Annotated in this window: 15 protein-coding genes and 1 pseudogene; 8 read left to right on the top strand and 8 right to left on the bottom strand. The window is 68.0% G+C overall.

Going from position 1 to position 17506, the window contains the following annotated elements; translation table 11 throughout:
- Positions 1–9: 9 nt before the first annotated feature.
- The 6 genes and pseudogenes from MKK51_RS25260 to MKK51_RS25235 all read right to left on the bottom strand — a co-directional run.
- Positions 10–513 carry a GNAT family N-acetyltransferase gene (locus MKK51_RS25260; protein ID WP_243982184.1) on the bottom strand — a complete coding sequence of 168 codons (504 nt, stop codon included), beginning with the start codon at positions 511–513 and terminating at the stop codon, positions 10–12.
- Positions 510–1616, bottom strand: a complete 1107-nt coding sequence (locus MKK51_RS25255; RefSeq protein WP_243982182.1) for a microcin C ABC transporter permease YejB — start codon at positions 1614–1616, stop codon at positions 510–512. Before MKK51_RS25255 ends, MKK51_RS25260 begins: the two co-directional genes overlap by 4 nt.
- Positions 1617–1625: 9 nt before the next feature.
- Positions 1626–3488, bottom strand: coding sequence for an extracellular solute-binding protein (locus MKK51_RS25250; protein ID WP_243982172.1), 1863 nt, complete (start codon positions 3486–3488; stop codon positions 1626–1628).
- Positions 3485–5353, bottom strand: coding sequence for an extracellular solute-binding protein (locus tag MKK51_RS25245; protein WP_243982294.1), 1869 nt, complete (start codon positions 5351–5353; stop codon positions 3485–3487). The genes MKK51_RS25250 and MKK51_RS25245 overlap by 4 nt, the downstream gene beginning before the upstream one ends.
- A gap of 269 nt (positions 5354–5622) precedes the next feature.
- A complete protein-coding gene (locus tag MKK51_RS25240; RefSeq protein ID WP_243982171.1) occupies positions 5623–6888 on the bottom strand; it encodes an alpha-hydroxy acid oxidase in 1266 nt (421 codons plus the stop codon).
- 423 nt (positions 6889–7311) lie between these two features.
- Positions 7312–7917, bottom strand: a pseudogene (locus MKK51_RS25235) (c-type cytochrome); the annotation flags it as partial.
- A gap of 245 nt (positions 7918–8162) precedes the next feature.
- Between MKK51_RS25235 and MKK51_RS25230 the strand changes: the two are divergent.
- Together MKK51_RS25230 and MKK51_RS25225 are read left to right on the top strand one after the other, a co-directional pair.
- The gene (locus MKK51_RS25230) at positions 8163–8906 is read left to right on the top strand and encodes a 3-deoxy-manno-octulosonate cytidylyltransferase (protein ID WP_243982169.1); all 744 of its coding nucleotides are present in this window, start codon (positions 8163–8165) and stop codon (positions 8904–8906) included.
- 19 nt (positions 8907–8925) lie between these two features.
- Positions 8926–9798: a prephenate dehydratase gene (locus MKK51_RS25225; protein WP_243982168.1), complete on the top strand. Its 873-nt coding sequence runs from the start codon at positions 8926–8928 to the stop codon at positions 9796–9798.
- 46 nt (positions 9799–9844) lie between these two features.
- On the opposite strand, the gene MKK51_RS25220 is transcribed toward MKK51_RS25225, so the two are convergent.
- A complete protein-coding gene (locus tag MKK51_RS25220) occupies positions 9845–10570 on the bottom strand; it encodes a fused DSP-PTPase phosphatase/NAD kinase-like protein (protein WP_243982159.1) in 726 nt (241 codons plus the stop codon).
- Positions 10571–10776: 206 nt separating this feature from the next.
- On the opposite strand from MKK51_RS25220, the gene MKK51_RS25215 reads away from it, so the two are divergent.
- The 3 genes from MKK51_RS25215 to ppa all read left to right on the top strand — a co-directional run bounded on the left by MKK51_RS25215 (position 10777) and on the right by ppa (position 12771).
- Positions 10777–11283 (top strand): GNAT family N-acetyltransferase, encoded by a 507-nt coding sequence (locus tag MKK51_RS25215; protein WP_243982157.1) that lies wholly within the window; start codon positions 10777–10779, stop codon positions 11281–11283.
- A 125-nt stretch (positions 11284–11408) separates the two neighbouring features.
- Positions 11409–11750, top strand: coding sequence for a hypothetical protein (locus tag MKK51_RS25210; RefSeq protein ID WP_243982292.1), 342 nt, complete (start codon positions 11409–11411; stop codon positions 11748–11750).
- A 484-nt stretch (positions 11751–12234) separates the two neighbouring features.
- Entirely contained in the window at positions 12235–12771 is a 537-nt protein-coding gene (gene ppa, locus MKK51_RS25205; protein ID WP_018044679.1) for an inorganic diphosphatase, read from the top strand.
- 13 nt (positions 12772–12784) lie between these two features.
- Here ppa and MKK51_RS25200 read toward each other — a convergent pair whose 3' ends face one another.
- Positions 12785–14071, bottom strand: coding sequence for an FAD-dependent monooxygenase (locus MKK51_RS25200; RefSeq protein ID WP_243982155.1), 1287 nt, complete (start codon positions 14069–14071; stop codon positions 12785–12787).
- A 321-nt stretch (positions 14072–14392) separates the two neighbouring features.
- Between MKK51_RS25200 and tesB the strand changes: the two genes are divergently transcribed.
- From tesB to MKK51_RS25185, 3 genes are all read left to right on the top strand, one after another.
- Complete coding sequence (gene tesB / locus MKK51_RS25195; RefSeq protein ID WP_243982153.1) at positions 14393–15262, top strand: acyl-CoA thioesterase II; 870 nt, start codon at positions 14393–14395, stop codon at positions 15260–15262.
- 283 nt (positions 15263–15545) lie between these two features.
- The gene (locus tag MKK51_RS25190) at positions 15546–15884 is read left to right on the top strand and encodes a P-II family nitrogen regulator (RefSeq protein ID WP_243982290.1); all 339 of its coding nucleotides are present in this window, start codon (positions 15546–15548) and stop codon (positions 15882–15884) included.
- 88 nt (positions 15885–15972) lie between these two features.
- Positions 15973–17478: an ammonium transporter gene (locus MKK51_RS25185; protein WP_243982151.1), complete on the top strand. Its 1506-nt coding sequence runs from the start codon at positions 15973–15975 to the stop codon at positions 17476–17478.
- Positions 17479–17506: the final 28 nt, after the last annotated feature.

The following is a 17506-nucleotide window of genomic DNA, read 5'->3' as shown; positions in this document are numbered from 1 at the left end:
CCTCACCGGTCAACGCGGACGAACGGCCTTCACGTTCCCCGACACGGTGTCGAGGGCGCCCGGACGGAGTTCGAGCCAGAGGAAGCGCGTGGGGTCGACCGGTCCCGGCGGCAGGAGGCGGCCCGGCGGCACGGGCACGAAGCCGAAGCGCCAATAATAGGGGGCGTCGCCCACGAGGACCACGAGTCCGTGGCCGCCTTCCCGCGCGGCATCGAGGCTCGCCCGCATCAGCGATCCGCCGATGCCGCGCTTTCCGAAGCTCGGATCGACGGTGAGCGGTCCGAGCACGAGGAGCGGCCCGCCGGCTTCCGCCGGGCCGACGCGGACGGAGCCGACGAGATAGGTGCCGACGAGCGCCGTGAAGCAGAGGTCGGCCAGGGGCAGGGTGCCCTCGCGCAGGCGATAGGCCGTGCGGGCGAAGCGTCCCGGCCCGAAGGCGCGGGCATGGAGGCGGTCGATGGCCTCCGTATCGCCCGGCCGCTCGGGCCGGATGACCAGGGGCAGGCTGGTCACGTGGCCCGCGCGGAGAAATCGATGCGCGGGTCGATCCAGGTGTAGATCAGGTCGGAGAGCAGGTTCACCGCCAGCCCCATCAGGGAGAAGATGTAGAGCGTGGCGAAGACGATCGGATAGTCGCGCCCGACGATGGAGGTGAAGGACAGGAGCCCGAGCCCGTCGAGGGAGAAGATCGTCTCGATCAGCAGGGAGCCCGCGAAGAAGGCCGAGATGAAGGCGCCGGGAAAGCCCGCCACCACGATCAGCATCGCGTTGCGGAAGACGTGGCCGTAGAGCACCCGCCGCTCCGTGAGACCCTTCATCCGCGCCGTCATCACGTATTGCTTGCGGATCTCGTCGAGGAACGAGTTCTTCGTGAGCAGGGTCGAGGTGGCGAAGGCGCCGAGCACCAGGGCGGTGAGCGGCAGCGTCATGTGCCAGGCGTAATCGACGATCTTGCCCCACAGGGTGAAGTTCTCCCAGCCCTCGCTGGTGAGGCCGCGGATCGGGAAGACCTGCAGGAACGAGCCTCCGGCGAACAGGATGATGAGGGCGATGCCGAACAGGAAGCTCGGGATGGCGTAGCCGACGATGACGATGCTGGAGGTCCACAGGTCGAACCGCGACCCGTCCTTCACCGCCTTGCGGATGCCCAGGGGAATCGAGATCGCGTAGGACAGGAGCGTCATCCACAGGCCGAGCGAGATCGAGACCGGCAGCCGCTCGCGGATCAGCTGCAGCACCGAGACATCGCGAAAGTAGCTCTTGCCGAAATCGAAGGTGGCGTAATCCCACAGCATCTTGGCGAAGCGCTCGGGGGCCGGCTTGTCGAAGCCGAATTGCTGTTCGAGCTTCTTGATGAAGGCCGGGTCGAGGCCCTGCGCGCCGCGATAGCGCGAACTCGCCTCCGAGCCGCCGCCGGCCGAGCGCCCGCCGCCGCCGAGATCGCCGGCGCCGCCGGTGACGCGGGACAGGCTGCCCTCGTTCTGGCCCTGCAGCTGCGCCAGCACGCGCTCCACCGGCCCGCCGGGGGCGAATTGCACGATGACGAAGGTGATGAGCATGATCCCGAAGATCGTCGGGACCATGAGGGCGATGCGGCGCAGGATGTAGGCGAGCACGTCAGGTCCTCAGTTCCGGCCGATGCGCCGGGCCTTGTCGGCATCGTGCCACCAGATCGACGGCGCGCCGAGATCGTAGGCCGGTCCCGGCGACGGGTGGCCGTAGACGTCCCACAGGGCCAGCCGGTGATCCGGCTTGTACCACATCGGAACCCAGTAGCGGCCCGCGCGCAGTACCCGGTCGAGGGCGCGGGCGGCGGTGATGAGATCGGAGCGCGAGGTCGCCTCGGTCACCTTGTCGATCAGCGCATCGATGGCGGGGCTGGCGATGCCGGACAGGTTGTTCGATCCCGGCGTCGCGGCGGCCCGCGACCCGTAGGCCTCGCGCAGTTCAGGGCCCGGCGTCAGGCTGCTGCCGTAGCGGCGGCTCACGACGTCGAAGTCGAAATCCTTCAGTCGGGCCTGGTACTGCGCCGCGTCGGCGAGACGGATGCGCGCCTTGATCCCGATAAGCCCGAGGTTGCGAATGAAGGGGTGGGTCACCGGCTCGAAGACGGGATCGTCGTTAAGGAACTCGATCTCGAGGGGCCTGCCGGACGACAGGCGGACCACGCCGCCCTCGCGCGTGCACCCGGCCTCGCGCAGGAGCGCCGCGGCACGGCTGAGCAGGGCGCGATCCTGGCCCGACCCGTCCGTCGCCGGTGGGCTCCAGGCCTCGCCGAACACGTCCGCCGGCAGGTCGGCGCGCAGGGGGGCGAGGAGAGCCAGCTCCTCAGGGGGCGGGCGTCCGGTCGCCTTGAGGTCGGAATTCTCGAAATACGAGGCGGTGCGTTCGTAGGCGCCGTACATCAGGTTGGCGTTCGACCAGGTGAAGTCGAAGCACAGGCCGATGGCCTCGCGCACGCGGGGATCGGCGAAGGCCTCGCGGCGGGTGTTGAGCCACCAGCCCTGCGTGCCGGAGGGGCGGGCATCGGGCACCACTTCCTTGCGCACGCGGCCCTCGCGGAGGGCGGGGAAGTCGTAGCCCGTCGCCCAGACGCGGGCGGTGAACTCCTCGCGGAAGGTGAAGATGCCGCCCTTGAACGCCTCGAACGCCACCTGGCGATCGCGAAAATACTCGTAGCGGATCTGGTCGAAATTGTTGTGCCCGACCATCACCGGCAGGTCGGCGGCCCAGTAATCGGGCACCCGCTCGAACTCGATGAAGCGGCCGGCTTCCAGGCGCCCGACCTTGTAGGGGCCGGACCCCCTCGGCGGCTCCAGGGTGGAGGCCTCGAAGTCCCGTCCGGCGTAATAGGCCTTCGAAAAGATCGGCAGGGTGGCGACGAAGAGCGGCAGGTCGCGGCTGCGGCCCTTCTCGAACCGGACGACCACGGTCTCGTCGCCCTCGGCCACGGCGTCCGCCATGTCCCGGATCACCTGGGAGATCTCGGGGTGCCCCTTCTGCTTCAGCAGGTTCAGGGTGAAGGCGACATCGCCGGCGGTGAGGCGCGAGCCATCGTGGAACCGCGCCTGCGGGCGCAGGCCGAAACGGTAGGTGAGGCCGTCCTCGCTCGCCTCGACTTCACGGGCGACGAGGCCGTAGAGCGCGTCCGGCTCGTCCAGCGCCCGCACCATCAGCGCATCGAAGGTGAGGTTCATGCCGGCCGCACCATTGCCGCGCAGGACGTAGGCGTTCAGCGTGTCGAACGTGTCGCCGGCCTGATTGCCGAAGGTCGAGGACAGCTGAGCCGAGAACCGGCCGCCGCGCGGCGCCGCCGGGTTCGCATAGGCGAAACGCGGAAAATCGGCCGGGTATTTCAGCTCGCCGAAACTCGACATGCCGTGGCTCGGCCCGGTGGGGGCGGCGCGAGCCGGCCTCGGCAGGGCCGTGGCGATGCCGAGGGCGCCGGCCCCGACGACGAAGTCCCGGCGGCTCGGCGCCCCCCTCACCGGGGTGCCCCGGTCTTGGCGGCCAGGGCCTCGTCGTACCACCACGTGGTCGGGAAGCCGGAGGAGCCGTAGAGCGGCAGGGTCGCCGGGTGCGCGAACCGGTTCCAGCGCAGGGTCCGGGACACGTTCGAGGCCCATTGCGGCACGACGTAGTTGTGCGACAGCAGCACCCGGTCGAGGGCATGGGTTGCGGCGAGCACGCCCGGCCGGTCCTTGGCGAAGATCACCCGCTCGATCAGCGTGTCGATGGCCGGGTCCTTGATGCCGATCAGGTTGCGCGACCCCTGCTTGTCGGCGGCGGCCGAGCCCCAATATTCGCGCTGCTCGTTGCCGGGCGAGAGCGACTGGCCCCAGGAACTCGTGGTCACGTCGAAATCGAAGGCGCGCAGCCGGTTCTGGTACTGCGCCTGATCGATGACGCGGAGCGAGGTCTGGATGCCGATGAGCTTCAGCTGGGCCGAGAACGGCAGGACCACCCGCTCGAACACGCTCTGGAACTCCAGGAACTCGACGGTGAGCGGCTCGCCGGTCTTCACGTTGGTCATGCGCCCGTCGCGGAGTTCGTAGCCGGCCTCCTTGAGGAGACGCACCGCCTCGCGCAGGTTGGCGCGCACGGCATCGGGCGTGCCGTTCACAGGGTTGGTGTAGGGCGTCGTGAGGACGGCGGACGGCACCTTGTCCTTCACGCCGTCGAGGATCGCCAATTCCTCGCCCTGCGGCAGGCCGGAGGAGGCGAGTTCCGAGCCGAAATAATAGGAATCGATGCGCTTGTAGAGGCCGAAGAACAGCGCCCTGTTCATCTCCTCGAAGTTCATGGCGAGGTTGAAGGCGCGGCGCACCCGCTCGTCGGCGAATTTCGCCTTGCGCGTGTTGAAGACGAAGGCCTGCATGATGCCGTTGCCGCGATCGGGGAATTCCTCCTTGATCAGGCGCCCCTCCTTCACGGCGGGGAAGTCGTCATAGGCGGTGGCCCAGTTGCGGGCGACGTTCTCGGCGCGGAAGTCGAAGAGGTCGCCCTTCAGCGCCTCGATCAGCACGGTGGCGTCACGAAAATACTCGTTGCGCATCGTGCCGAAATTGTTGCGTCCGGCATTCACCGGCAGGTCGGCGCCCCAGTAATCGGCGACGCGCTCATAGGTGGCGCTGCGGCCGGGCTCGAATTTGGAGAGGCGATAGGGGCCGGAGCCGAGGGGGATCTCGAGGGTGGTCTGGGTGACGTCGCGCTGGCGCCCTTCCGCGTCCTTGGCCGTCCACCAGTGCTTGGGCAGAACGCGGAGCTGGCCGAGCACCTGCGGCAGTTCGCGGTTGCCCTTCTCGGTGAAGGTGAAGGTCACCTCGCGCGGGCCCGTGACCTCGCCCTTGGCCACCGTCTGGTAATAGGCCGCGTAGAACGGGCTGTTGGCCTTCAACGTCTCGTAGGACCAGACCACGTCCTCGGGCGTGATCGGTTTTCCGTCGTGCCAGCGGGCATTCTCGCGCAGGCGGTAGCTCACGGAGGAGAGGTCGTCGGCGAGGCGCACGCCTTCGGCGAGGAGCCCGTAGGAGGTGAACGGCTCGTCCAGCGACTCCGTCATCAGCGTATCGTAGATCTGCGCGACCCCGCCTTCGAGATCGCCCTTCAGGCCCGCCACGACGAGGTTGAAATTGTCGAAGCCGCCCTGGGCGCCGAGGCGGACGAGGCCGCCCTTGGGGGCCTTCGGGTCCGCGTAATCGAACTGCCTGAACCCGGCGGGGTATTTCGGCTCGCCCATCAGCGTGAGGGCGTGGACCCATGGGGCGCCGTCGGGGGCGGCCCTGGCACCGCCGGCGAAGGCGGCGACCGCGAGGGAGGCGGCGAGAAGGCGTCCGATCAGGGCTGTTCGCATCACGAGGCGGCTGTCTCCCGAATTCCGTTGCCCGTGCGGTCGAGGGCGCGGGCGGGATGTCCTTCTAGGACGTCGGGACAGGCCACGCCAAGCGGGCACGTCTCCGGCGCGTCGCTCCAACGCGCCGGAGGAACGGTCGTTTGAAGGGCGTCATACCAAGTCTCACTGACTTTGACCCATAGGTCAGAGTCAGTGAGGTCCGGCGGACGACCGCCGCCGCGCAGTCGCGCGGGCAGACCTCGATGAGTCAGACTCAACGAGGTCCGGTATCAGACGATCTGGACGCTCTTGGACGTGATCTCGGAGAGCTTGGTGGCTCCGACCTGGCGCATGATCGTCTCGAACTCGCGCTGCATCAGGGTGAGCACCATCTCGACGCCGGGCTGGCCGAAGGCGGCGAGGCCCCAGACATAGGGGCGGCCGACGCAGACGGCGGTGGCGCCGAGCGCCAGGGCCTTCAGCACGTCGGTGCCGCGGCGGAAGCCGCCGTCGATGAGGACCGGCACCTTGCCGTTCACGGCGGCGACCACCTCGGGAAGGGCACCGATGGTCGATTGCAGGCTCTCTTCGGCGCGGCCGCCATGGTTCGAGACGATGAGCGCATCGACGCCGTGGGTCAGGGCGATCTTGGCGTCTTCCTGGGTCATGATGCCCTTGAGGACGAGTTTGCCCTTCACGATGCCGCGCAGGCGCTTCACGTAATCCCAGGTCATGCCGGTGCCGTAGAGGTTGGTCACCTTCGACACGTCGATGTCGTCGAACATCGGCTTGCGGCTGACTTCGTTCTTGAAGCCCGGCGTGTGGCAATCGGTACAGGTGCGGGTGTCGGCCCGGCGCTCGCGGAACAGCGTCTCGGTGTTGCGGCCGCCCTGGCGGTCGACGGTGAGCACGATGGCCGGAGCACCGGCGGCTTCCGCGCGCTTCACCAGCTTCTCGGTCACGGACCAGTCGTCGGTGGGGTAGAGCATGTACCAGACGGGGGCGCCGCGCTCCTTGATGACGTCCTCGATGGAGGTGCTGCCCACCGTGGACAGGATCATCTGGTGACCCTTCACCTTGCAGGCGCGGGCCGCGGCGGCCTCGGCTTCGGGATGGAAGGCGCCGACGCTGCTGACGGGGGCGAGCGCGATCGGGCTCGCCCAGGTCTCTCCGAAGATCGTCACGGTGGTGTCGATCTTGCGGACATCGATCAGGCGGCGGGCGCGGACGTGGATCCTGTCGAAATCGTCTCGGTTGGCCTTCAGCGTCTTGTCGGCATCGACGCCGCTGGCGAGGTAGCCGTAATGCGCCGGCGGCAATTCCTTCTTCGCCACGGGCTCGAAATCGAACACGTTGAGGGCCTGAGCCGGAGAGGCGATGAGGTCGCCGTTCATCACGGGGGCGGCGCGCAGCACGTCGTAGCTCTGGGCCACCGCTTCCGTGGTTCCGAGGGCGGCGAGTCCCGCCAGGGCGCGTGCGGCGCTCGGCGCGAACAGGGGGCTGGAGGAGAAGTAGGCCAACAGTTTCCGGCGATGGATCAATGCGCGTTCACCCATGGCAGACTGTTCCTCGACACCGTTCGACATCCGTCTCGCTCTCGCTTGCTTCGATTTGCGGCACCTTCCTGCACCAATTCTATTGTGCGATGCAATAACTGATATAATTCTAGATTGTAGCGCGCAGGGCTCCGCTCGCCGTTCACGACGAAGGCGGGCAGTGCAGTATGATGAAGGAATCCTGACCCGAAACCGTTGGTGGGCGGCGATCTTGGTCGATTCGTGTGCGGTCTCGCGCGTTCACGATGGCGCGACCCGCGCGAGGCTCGAACTCGGCCGGTCACGTGATTCGCGGAATGTTACCGCACTGCAATATGCGCGTGGGCCGATCGGCGGGTCGTCTGGAAACGGGAAAGGCGCGGACACGCCGCGCCTTTCCGTCGAGCCGATGACGAGGATGTCGCCTCAGGACGACGCTTATTGGGCCGGCTTCTCCTCCGGCGCCTTCTCGACCGCCGGCTTGTCATCGGCCGAGGCGGCCTTCTCCACGGCGGGGAGGGGCGCCGGGGTATCGGCCAGCGAGCGCAGATAGGCGATCACGTCGGCGCGCTCCTGCGGCGCCTGGATGCCGGCGAAGGCCATCTTGGTGCCCGGCACGTAGGTCTTCGGATTGGTGAGGAAGTGGTCGAGCTCGTCGTAGGTCCAGGTACCGCCCTTCTCCTTCAGGGCGGCGGAATACTCGAACCCGCTCTCATGGGCGCGCTGACGGTCGACCACGCCCCAGAGATGCGGGCCGACCTTGTTCGGGCCGCCCTTCTCGAAACTGTGGCAGGCGGCGCATTTCTTGGCTGCGCCGGTGCCCTTCTCGACGCTGGCGCTGGCGAGGCGGACCGGGAGGGGCTCGGCCTTCACCGCGGCGGCGGCGGCACCGCCCCCGGCCGCCTCGGGCTGAGGCTCGGGCAGGGCGTAGCCCGCATTTCCCGCCGGTTTGGGGCTGTAGATCAATTCGGCGACGAAGCCGGACCCGATGGCGAGAAGGAGAGTGCCGAGTACGGCGCCCGCGACCTTGTTCAGCTCGAAAGAGTCCATTCTCGACAACTCCGGGGGCGCCCGCCGGTTGCGGCGGCATGCGAGGCCCGGTGAGCGGATGCCCCGGACACTGGAAATGTTCGAGGGTGAATAGCGGCTAAGGGCCGACCTTGACAATGGCGGAGAGGGCGGCCGTGTAGTCGCAGAGCGCCGGATGTCATTCCTTGGCACCTGCGACCGCGTGCCGATGACAAGGCGGACGGCCCCTGCTACTCCCCCGGCTCGCTGCAGAGATACGCCGGTCGATGTCGGATCCCCTCGTTCTCATCCCCGCCCGCATGGCCGCCACCCGGCTGCCGAACAAGCCGATGGCCGACATCGCCGGCGAGCCGATGATCGTCCATGTCTGGCGCCGCGCCGTGGAGGCCGGGATCGGGCCGGTGGTGGTGGCCACGGATGCCGTCGAGATCGTCGAGGCGATCGAGCGGGTCGGCGGCCTCGCGACCCTCACCCGGGCCGATCATCCCTCCGGCTCGGACCGGCTGGCCGAGGCCCTGGACATCATCGATCCGCAGGGCAACCACGACGTGGTGGTCAACGTGCAGGGCGACCTGCCGACGATCAACCCGGCGATCATCGGCGCTTCGATCACGCCGCTGGCGGACAGGGCCGTGGACATCGCCACCCTCTGCGCCCTCATCACCCGCGACGAGGAGCGGCACGATCCCAACGTGGTGAAGCTCGTCGGCCACCATGTGGGGCCGAACCGCCTGCGCGCCCTCTACTTCACGCGGGCGCAGGCGCCCTGGGGGGAGGGGCCGCTGTTCCACCATATCGGCCTCTACGCCTATCGCCGCCGGGCGCTCACCCGGTTCATGGCCATGCCCCCCGGCGAACTCGAAACCCGCGAGAAGCTGGAGCAGCTGCGGGCGCTGGAGGCGGGCATGCGCATCGACGCCATCATCGTCGACGACCTGCCGCTCGGCGTCGACACCCCCGCCGATCTCGAACGGGCGCGGGCCGTGCTCCTGGCCCGGCGCCTCAACTGACGAACCGAGTCATCCCCCCATGTCCGATACGACCGAATCCCGCACCACGATCTCCTACCAGGGCGAGCCGGGCGCGAATTCGCACATCATCTGCGCCCAGGCCTATCCCGACTGGACGCCGCTGCCCTGCGCCTCGTTCGAGGAGGCCTTCGCGGCGGTGAACGACGGCCGCGCCGCCCTGGCGATGATCCCCATCGAGAATTCCATCGCCGGGCGTGTGGCCGACATCCACCATCTGATTCCGAGTTCCAACCTCCACATCGTGGCCGAGCACTTCCTGCCGATCCATTTTCAGCTGATGGCGCTTCCCGGTACGCCGATCGAGGCGATCCGGACCGTGCACAGCCACGTCCACGCGCTCGGCCAGTGCCGCAAGATCATCCGGCGGCTCGGGCTGAAGGCCATCGTGGCCGGCGACACCGCGGGCGCGGCGCGCGAAATCGCCGAAGCCGGCGATCCGAGCCGCGGCGCCCTGGCCCCGGCCATGGCGGCGGGCGTCTACGGGCTCGACATCCTCGCCCGCGACGTGGAGGACGAGAGCCACAACACCACGCGCTTCGTAGTGTTCTCGCCGGAGGCGGTGGAGGTGCCGCCCAATGCCGGACCGACGGTGACGAGCTTCATCTTCCGCGTGCGCAACATCCCGGCGGCGCTCTACAAGGCGCTGGGGGGGTTCGCCACCAACGGCGTCAACATGTCGAAGCTCGAGAGCTACATGGTCGAGGGCCAGTTCTCGGCGACGCAGTTCTATGCCGAGGTGGACGGCCATCCGGAGGATCCGGGCCTCGCCCGTGCCCTGGACGAACTCGCCTATTTCTCGCGCGAACTGCGCATCATCGGCATCTACCCGGCCCATCCGTTCCGCGAGACCACGCGGATGGCGGCGGAGTAGCAAGACATCCCTCCTCCCCACACGGGAGGGACGCGCCGAGCATCGCCTATTCCCGCTTGATGACCCGGTCGACCACGAGATCGGACCAGAAGCCCGGCCTGAACTCGCGCTTCAGGGCCTCGGGGTCGTAGACCGTCTCGACCCAGGTCAGGAAACCCAGTCCCTTCGCTTCGCCCTCGCGCAGGTAGAGATCGAAGAACGCGTCGAGGATTCCGGTCTTGGCGAAGCGGAAATGGCCGTACCGCGCCGAGAGCTGACCCATCGCCTCCGAGACCGGCACGCCTTCGTGCAGGATGAGGAACAGGGCGGCACCGAGACCGGCCCGGTCGGCGCCTGACTTACAATGCATCACGGCGGGATACTGGACGCGTTCGAAGAACGCCTTCGCGCCGAGGATCGTCTCCTTCGACGGCGCCTCGCGCGAGCGCAGCACGAACTCCACGAGATCGAGCCCCTGCTGCGCGCAGGCCTCGCGCTGGAGCGGCCAGGAGCCGTGCTCGCGGCCGCCGCGCAGGGAGATCACCGTCCGCACGCCCTGCCGCCGGAACCAGGCGAGCTGGTGCGGCGTCGGTTGGGCCGAGCGCCAGACCTTGCCGGTGCCGATCTTGTGCCGGTTGAGATAGGCCAGCCGGAACACGCCGTGATCCACGAGCAGCATGTTCGCCCAGGCCCGCATGCGCGCGCCCCGGCCGGCGATCGGCTGCTCGAAGCGGGCGATCCGCGCCATGCGCCGGGCATACCGGATCTCGGGCTTGATGAATCTGTTGAACACGGGGGCCGGAAGCAACCTGTCGAGAGGAGCGTGCGGCGGCTCTAACAGTCGTGGCAGCGTCGGGCAAACGGATGTCTCCGAATCGCGCCACCCGCGCCCGACGAATCGCGTTTTCCGGAACTCGGCATCCGGCTTGCCTTCATCATGCCCGTATCGTGGATTTCGATGCGCGATCGTTCCCGTTTCCACCAAGCGTAGGGACAGTCATGAAGACGAGCACCACCAGCATCCGCCGCGCCCGTCCGCGAGACGCCGATCGGTTGAGCGACGTCTTCGACGAAACCTGGCGGGAGGCCTATCGCGGCATCATTCCCGGCGTCTCGCTGGAACGGATGATCTCCCAGCGCCCCTCGCAATGGTGGCTCGGCGCGGCCCAGCGCAATCGCCCCCTGGTGGTGGTCGAGATCGGCGACGAGGTCGTCGGATACGCCATCTACGGGCAGGCGAGGGGCAGCGCCTTCAAGGCCTCGGGGGAGGTGGACGAACTCTACATCCTGCCGGCCTATCAGGGCCTGGGTCTCGGCCGACGCCTGTTCCGCGCGATCCGCAACGACCTCGCCGACCATGGACTGACGCGGGTTGGGGTCTGGACCCTGGCAGGTAACGAGCGCGCCTGCGGCTTCTACGCCGGTCTCGGCGGCGTGCAGGTGGCCGAGGCCGTCGACCGCATGGCCGGCGCCGTCCTCTCCAAGGTGGCCTACCGCTTCGAGTAGCCCCCGCGATCCCGCCTTCGGGGAACCCCGGAGGCGGGGCGGTACGTTGATCCCGCGCCCGGACACCGCCGTTCCCCGATGTCGGGAACGCGTCGCGAGGCCCCCGCGCCGGATCAAGGATCATGATGATTGCCCACCAACAGGATCCGTTACGCCGGGAATGCACGGCGCAGGATTGGGACGACCGCGTCACCCACCTCACCGAAAAACTGCCCGACCGGTTGCGGCGCGCCATCGAGTGGCTGCGCGAACCCTCCCGCCGCTGGGTGAGGATCGCTGCGGCGATCCTGTTCATCCTCGGCGGCATCTTCTCGATCCTGCCGGTGCTCGGGCTCTGGATGCTGCCCGTGGGGCTCGCGCTCCTCAGCCAGGACATCCCGGCCCTCAAGGTCCCCCTCGAACGCTCGGCCCGCTGGATCGAGGGGGTCTGGCGGCGCTGGTTCGGCTCGGGCGAGACAAAGTCCTGATCCGCCGCGCCGGCCCCTGACCGCTCCTGTACGGCCACAGCTTCGACGGGGGGCCCAACGGGTCGGACGTGGTGATCGCGTTCATCTACGGGCGGGCGTGAGGTTCACGGGGACTCCCCATCGTTGGGCGACGGGATTCGTACCCCTCCTCTTTCGCGCAGAGTGCGTCCCTCTCGAACTTTTGGGGAGAGTTCAGGAGTGCGGGGGGCTCCCCCAGCCTCCGGAGCATCAGGGTCACCCGCCCACCTCCAAATCCTCCCCGCAAGGGGGAGGAAGGCAGGACCGCACAGCCCGCGAACGATGTGAATGCCGCCGACCCCGGTTGAAACGGGCGGGGCTTTCCCGGCCGAAAAAGCCTGCGACGGTTACGATAAGCCGCAAAAGCCCCCTGCATCGGGCGAGGGTCGATTTCCTTTACCGCGGAAGGGATTTAAGAGACGCCGAAACAGCGCCTTGGATTGCTGCAGGCTCGAGTGAGGACCACATGATCATCGATTCCATCTCGATCGGGAAGAACCCGCCGGACGACGTCAACGTCATCATCGAGGTGCCAATCGGCGGCGATCCGATCAAGTACGAGATGGACAAGGAATCCGGTGCCCTCGTGGTCGATCGGTTTCTCTATACCGCGATGCATTACCCGGGGAACTACGGTTTCATCCCCCACACGCTCTCGGGTGACGGCGATCCCTGCGACGTTCTCGTAGCGAATACGCGCGCCATCGCGCCCGGCGCGGTCATCAGCGTCCGCCCGGTGGGCGTCCTCGTGATGGAGGACAATGCTGGCGAGGACGAGAAGATCATCGCCGTGCCCTCGCGCCACCTGACGATGCGCTACGACCGGATAGAGAACTACACCGACCTGCCGGACATCACGATCCAGCAGATCCAGCACTTCTTCGAGCATTACAAGGATCTGGAGCCCGGCAAGTGGGTGAAGATCAAGCGCTGGGGCGACAAGGCGGAAGCCCAGCGCCTCATCAACGAGGGGATCGAACGCGCCAAGGCCGAGAAGGCCTGAGCCCCGGACCTCGTCACAACGCCTCGCCCCGCATCAGCCGGGGCGAGGCCCCCCGCGAGGCCGAGGCCTCGCCGATGAACAGCGACTTCAGGCCGGGCATCCGGTCGACGAGGCCGAGCCCCAGGTCGCGCATGAGGCGGACCGGCAGGATGTCGTTGGAGAACAGGCGGTTCAGCCCGTCCGTGGCCGCCGCCATGGCGAAGGTATCGAAGCGGCGGCTGCGCTCGTAGCGCTGCAGCACATCCTTCGCCCCCGGATCGAGGCCGAGGCGCAGGGCCTCCGTGATCTCCTCCGCCAGGGAGGCGGCATCGGCGAGGCCGAGATTCAGCCCCTGGCCGGCGATCGGGTGAATGACGTGTGCGGCATCGCCGAGGAGCGCGAGTCGCTCGCCCCGGAAGCTGCGTGCCATGCCGAGGGAGAGCGGATGGGCGCTCGGCCCGTCCTCGATCACGAGGCGGCCGAGATTGAGGCCGAAACGCCGTTCGATCTCGTGGAGGGTCTCCTCCCGGCTTCCGCCGATCAGCGCCTCCACATCCGCGTCCCGCTCCGTCCACACGATGGAGGAACGGTGGCCGAGCACGCCGCCATCGACCAGCGGCAGGATCGCGAAGGGGCCGCTGGGCAGGAAATGCTCGAAGGCCCGGCCGCCATGGGGGCGCTCATGCCCGATCGTGGCGACGATGCCCATCTGCGGATAGGATCGGCCGACCCAACCGATCCCGGCCGCCTCGCGCAGCCTCGACCGCGCTCCGTCCGCGGCGACCAGCAGGGTCGCCTCCGTCTCGCGCCCGTCGGCCAACCCGAGGGCGATGATCCGGCCGTTCGCCTGCGCTTGGCGGATGCCGACCGGCTCGAAGGCGACCCCGACGGCTCGCGATGCCGCCAGCAGGCCGTCGACGAGGAACTCGGCCTCGACCATATGGGCGAAGGGCTCACCGACCGGAGGCGTTTCGCCCGTGCCGTCCTGGCCGAAGGTCAGGAAGACCGGCCGGACCGGATCCGCCAGCCGGCTGTCGCTGATCGCCATGTCGAGGATCGGTTCCGCCGCGTGGGCGACGTCGGCCCAGATTCCCAACCGCGTCAGCATGCGCCGTCCGCCCGCCGCCACGGCGAAGGCGCGCCCGCGATGCCGGAGCGCCGCACGGTCGAGCCCCGGATCGAAGACGGTGACGTCCAGGGCATCGCCGTGGGCCTGGCGCAGGGCCAGCGCCAGGCTGAGGCCGGGAATACCGCCGCCGGCAATGGCCACCGTGCGGGGCGCGCCACCTTGCATGGATCCATCCAGGCCTTTGCCGCTCATGCCCTGCACCTCGTCGCCATTCCCGCAGCCTGCGTAACGTCGGATGTGGAGTGGCACCCCGCCGCGCCGGAGGCAACGCGCGAGAGCGAAGCATGATGCGTCGCCGCGAGGTCCGCACCGTCGTTTTGGACGACTGCGCCCTTCATGCGGGGCGGGCCTTCCGTCGAGGGTGAGTCTTTCCTTCAGTGCGAGTCTTGCCTTCAGTGTGAGTTGTTTCCTTCAGTGTGAGTCTTGCATTCCGTGCGCGCTGTGGCGATTCCCGCTGCGGTAAAGCCGCGATGCGCGGTCGCATCGATGTCCTCAGCCCGGTGAAAGGCTCGCATGACCGGATCCGTCGACGAACTTCTCGCCTGCCTCGACCTCGCGCGCCTCGACGAGGATCTGTTCCGGGGGCAGAGCATCGAGACCGGCTGGTTCCGGGTCTTCGGCGGCCAGGTGCTGGGACAGGCCCTCGTCGCCGCATCGCGCACGGTGGGGGCGAGCCGGCCGCCGCATTCCCTCCATGCCTATTTCATCCTCGCCGGAGACCCGGCCGCGCCGATCGACTACGCGGTGGAACGCATCCGCGACGGGCGCAGCTTCGCCACGCGGCGGGTCGTCGCCCATCAGCACAACCGCGCGATCTTCACCCTGTCGGCCTCCTTCCACACCGACGAGGACGGGCTCGTCCATCAGGCCGCCATGCCGGACGTGCCGGGGCCCGAGGCGCTGCTCGACGCCCCCGCCCTGGCCGCGCAGGCGGGGCCGTCGATTCCGGCGACGATGCGTGCCTATCTCGGTCGCGCCACACCGATCGCGCTGAGGCCGGTGGAGGTTCAGCGCTACATGTCCCGCGATCCGCGAGAGCCCCGCTTCCACGTCTGGCTCCGGGCCGGGGCACGCCTGCCCGACGACCCGGCCGTCCACCGCGCGGTCCTTGCCTATGCCTCCGACCTGATGCTCCTCGACGCGACGCTGATCCCCCACGGCCGGACGGTGTTCGATCCCGCGATCCAATCCGCGAGCCTCGATCACGCCCTCTGGTTTCACCGTCCCTTCCGCGCCGACGAATGGCTGCTCTATGCGCAGGAGAGCCCCATTGCCTCCGGCGCACGCGGATTCGCCAGGGGATCGATCTTCACCAGGGAGGGGGAGCTCGTGGCCTCCGTCGCCCAGGAGGGTCTGATCCGTCCGACCGGGGACAGCTCCTGAAACACGGCAAGCTTTGCTTTACGGGCTGCCATTCTGCTCACGATATCGTCTGAATGATTATTCTTTAGGCGATCTCCGCGAAAATATCGCACGATCACGCGTCAGCGATCGATCACTTTGTGTGCAGAAGGCGGAATGACGAAAAGTTCCCTTTGGCATAGTCCTTGAATGATGGGCGCCGATCGCTTGGCCATTCCGGCTGGTGCGAAAGGCCGGATTGCCGGGCCGCGACGCAGATCGCGCCGGTGACCGGGGGCATCCAGAACAAAAGGGGGCGCCGCCCATGAAGATCGTGATGGCTATCATCAAGCCGTTCAAGCTCGAGGAGGTCAGGGATGCGCTGACCGGAATCGGCGTCCACGGCCTCACGGTGACCGAGGTCAAGGGTTATGGCCGCCAGAAGGGCCATACCGAAATCTACCGCGGCGCCGAATACGCCGTGAGCTTCCTTCCGAAGCTGAAGATCGAGGTCGCCGTCGCGTCCGAACTCACCAGCAGCGTGATCGACGCCATCGCCGCCGCCGCCCGCACCGGCCAGATCGGCGACGGGAAGATCTTCGTCGTGCCCCTCGAGAAGGCCGTCCGCATCCGCACCGGCGAGACCGACGTCGACGCGCTCTGAGCCATCGCCACGGCCGGACGACGCTTCGGCCCGCTGCCTCTTCCTTCCTTCACGTCACCACCGCACCGCGACCGGGAGTTCCGTTTCCATGAAACTTCGCAATGCCCTTGCGCTCGGGATGGGAGGCGCCGCGCTGGCCCTCCTGTTCGTCGAGCCATCCCTCGCACAGTCGCCGACCCCAGAAGTCGTTGCGGCGCCGGCCGCTGCCGCGCCCGTCCCCAACAAGGGCGATACCGCCTGGATGATGGTCTCGGCCGTCCTCGTGCTGCTGATGACCGTGCCCGGCCTGGCGCTGTTCTACGGTGGCCTCGTGCGCACTAAGAACATGCTCTCGGTGCTGACGCAGGTCTTCGCCATCGCGTCCATCGTCTGCCTTCTGTGGGTCGCCTACGGCTACAGCATGGCCTTCACCAACGGCGGCGGTCTCAACGACTTCGTCGGCGGCTTCTCCAAGATCTTCCTGAAGGGCGTCGATCCGTCCACCACCGTGGCGACCTTCTCCAACGGCGTCGTCATTCCCGAATACGTCTACATCTGCTTCCAGATGACGTTCGCGATGATCACGCCCGGCCTCATCGTCGGCGCCTTCGCCGAGCGGATGAAGTTCTCCGCCCTGCTCGTGTTCTCGGTGCTGTGGGTCACGCTGATCTACTTCCCGATGGCGCACATGGTCTGGTACTGGGGTGGTCCCGACCTCGTCGGCAACGCCGCCAAGGCCCTGGCCGCAGCCACGGACGACGCCTCCAAGGCGACGGCGCAGGCCGCTCTCGACGCGGTCAACGCCGATGCCGGCATGATCTTCAAGTGGGGCGCCCTCGACTTCGCCGGCGGCACCGTCGTGCACATCAATGCGGGCATCGCGGGCTTCGTCGGCTGCCTGATGCTCGGCAAGCGGATCGGCTACGGCCGTGACCTGCTCGCCCCGCACTCGCTGACCATGACCACCATCGGCGCCTCGCTCCTCTGGGTCGGCTGGTTCGGCTTCAACGCCGGGTCGAACCTCGAAGCCAACGGCTCCGCGGCTCTGGCCATGATCAACACCTTCGTCGCCACCGCCGCCGCCGCCGTCTCCTGGCTGTTCGTGGAGTGGATGCTCAAGGGCAAGCCCTCGCTCCTGGGCATGCTGTCGGGCGCCATCGCCGGCCTCGTCGCCGTCACGCCCGCCGCCGGCTTTGCCGGTCCGATGGGCTCGATCGTCCTCGGCCTCGTCGCCGGTGCCGCCTGCTTCATCATGTGCTCCACGGTGAAGAACGCCCTCGGCTACGACGATTCCCTCGACGTCTTCGGCGTCCACTGCATCGGCGGCATCCTCGGTGCCCTGGCCACCGGCATCCTGGTGAGCCCGGACCTCGGCGGCGTCGGCATCCCCGACTACACCAGCAAGCCCGGTGAACTCGCCGTCGGCGCCTACGACATGGCGGCGCAGCTCCTCGCTCAGGGCAAGGCCGTAGGCTTCACCCTCCTGTGGTCCGGCATCGGCTCCGCCATCCTGTACAAGCTCGTCGACCTCACCATCGGTCTGCGCGTGACCCAGGACGAAGAGCGCGAAGGCCTCGACATCGCCGACCACGGCGAGCGCGCTTACAACTACTGAGCTCGCCGGATCGCGAGATCCGCATCAC

Origin of the sequence: Methylobacterium sp. E-045 (assembly GCF_022829685.1) — a bacterium.
Classification (GTDB): Bacteria; Pseudomonadota; Alphaproteobacteria; order Rhizobiales; family Beijerinckiaceae; genus Methylobacterium.
The sequence above is the reverse complement of the archived record's forward strand: the minus strand, read 5'-3'. Positions and strand labels throughout refer to the sequence as shown.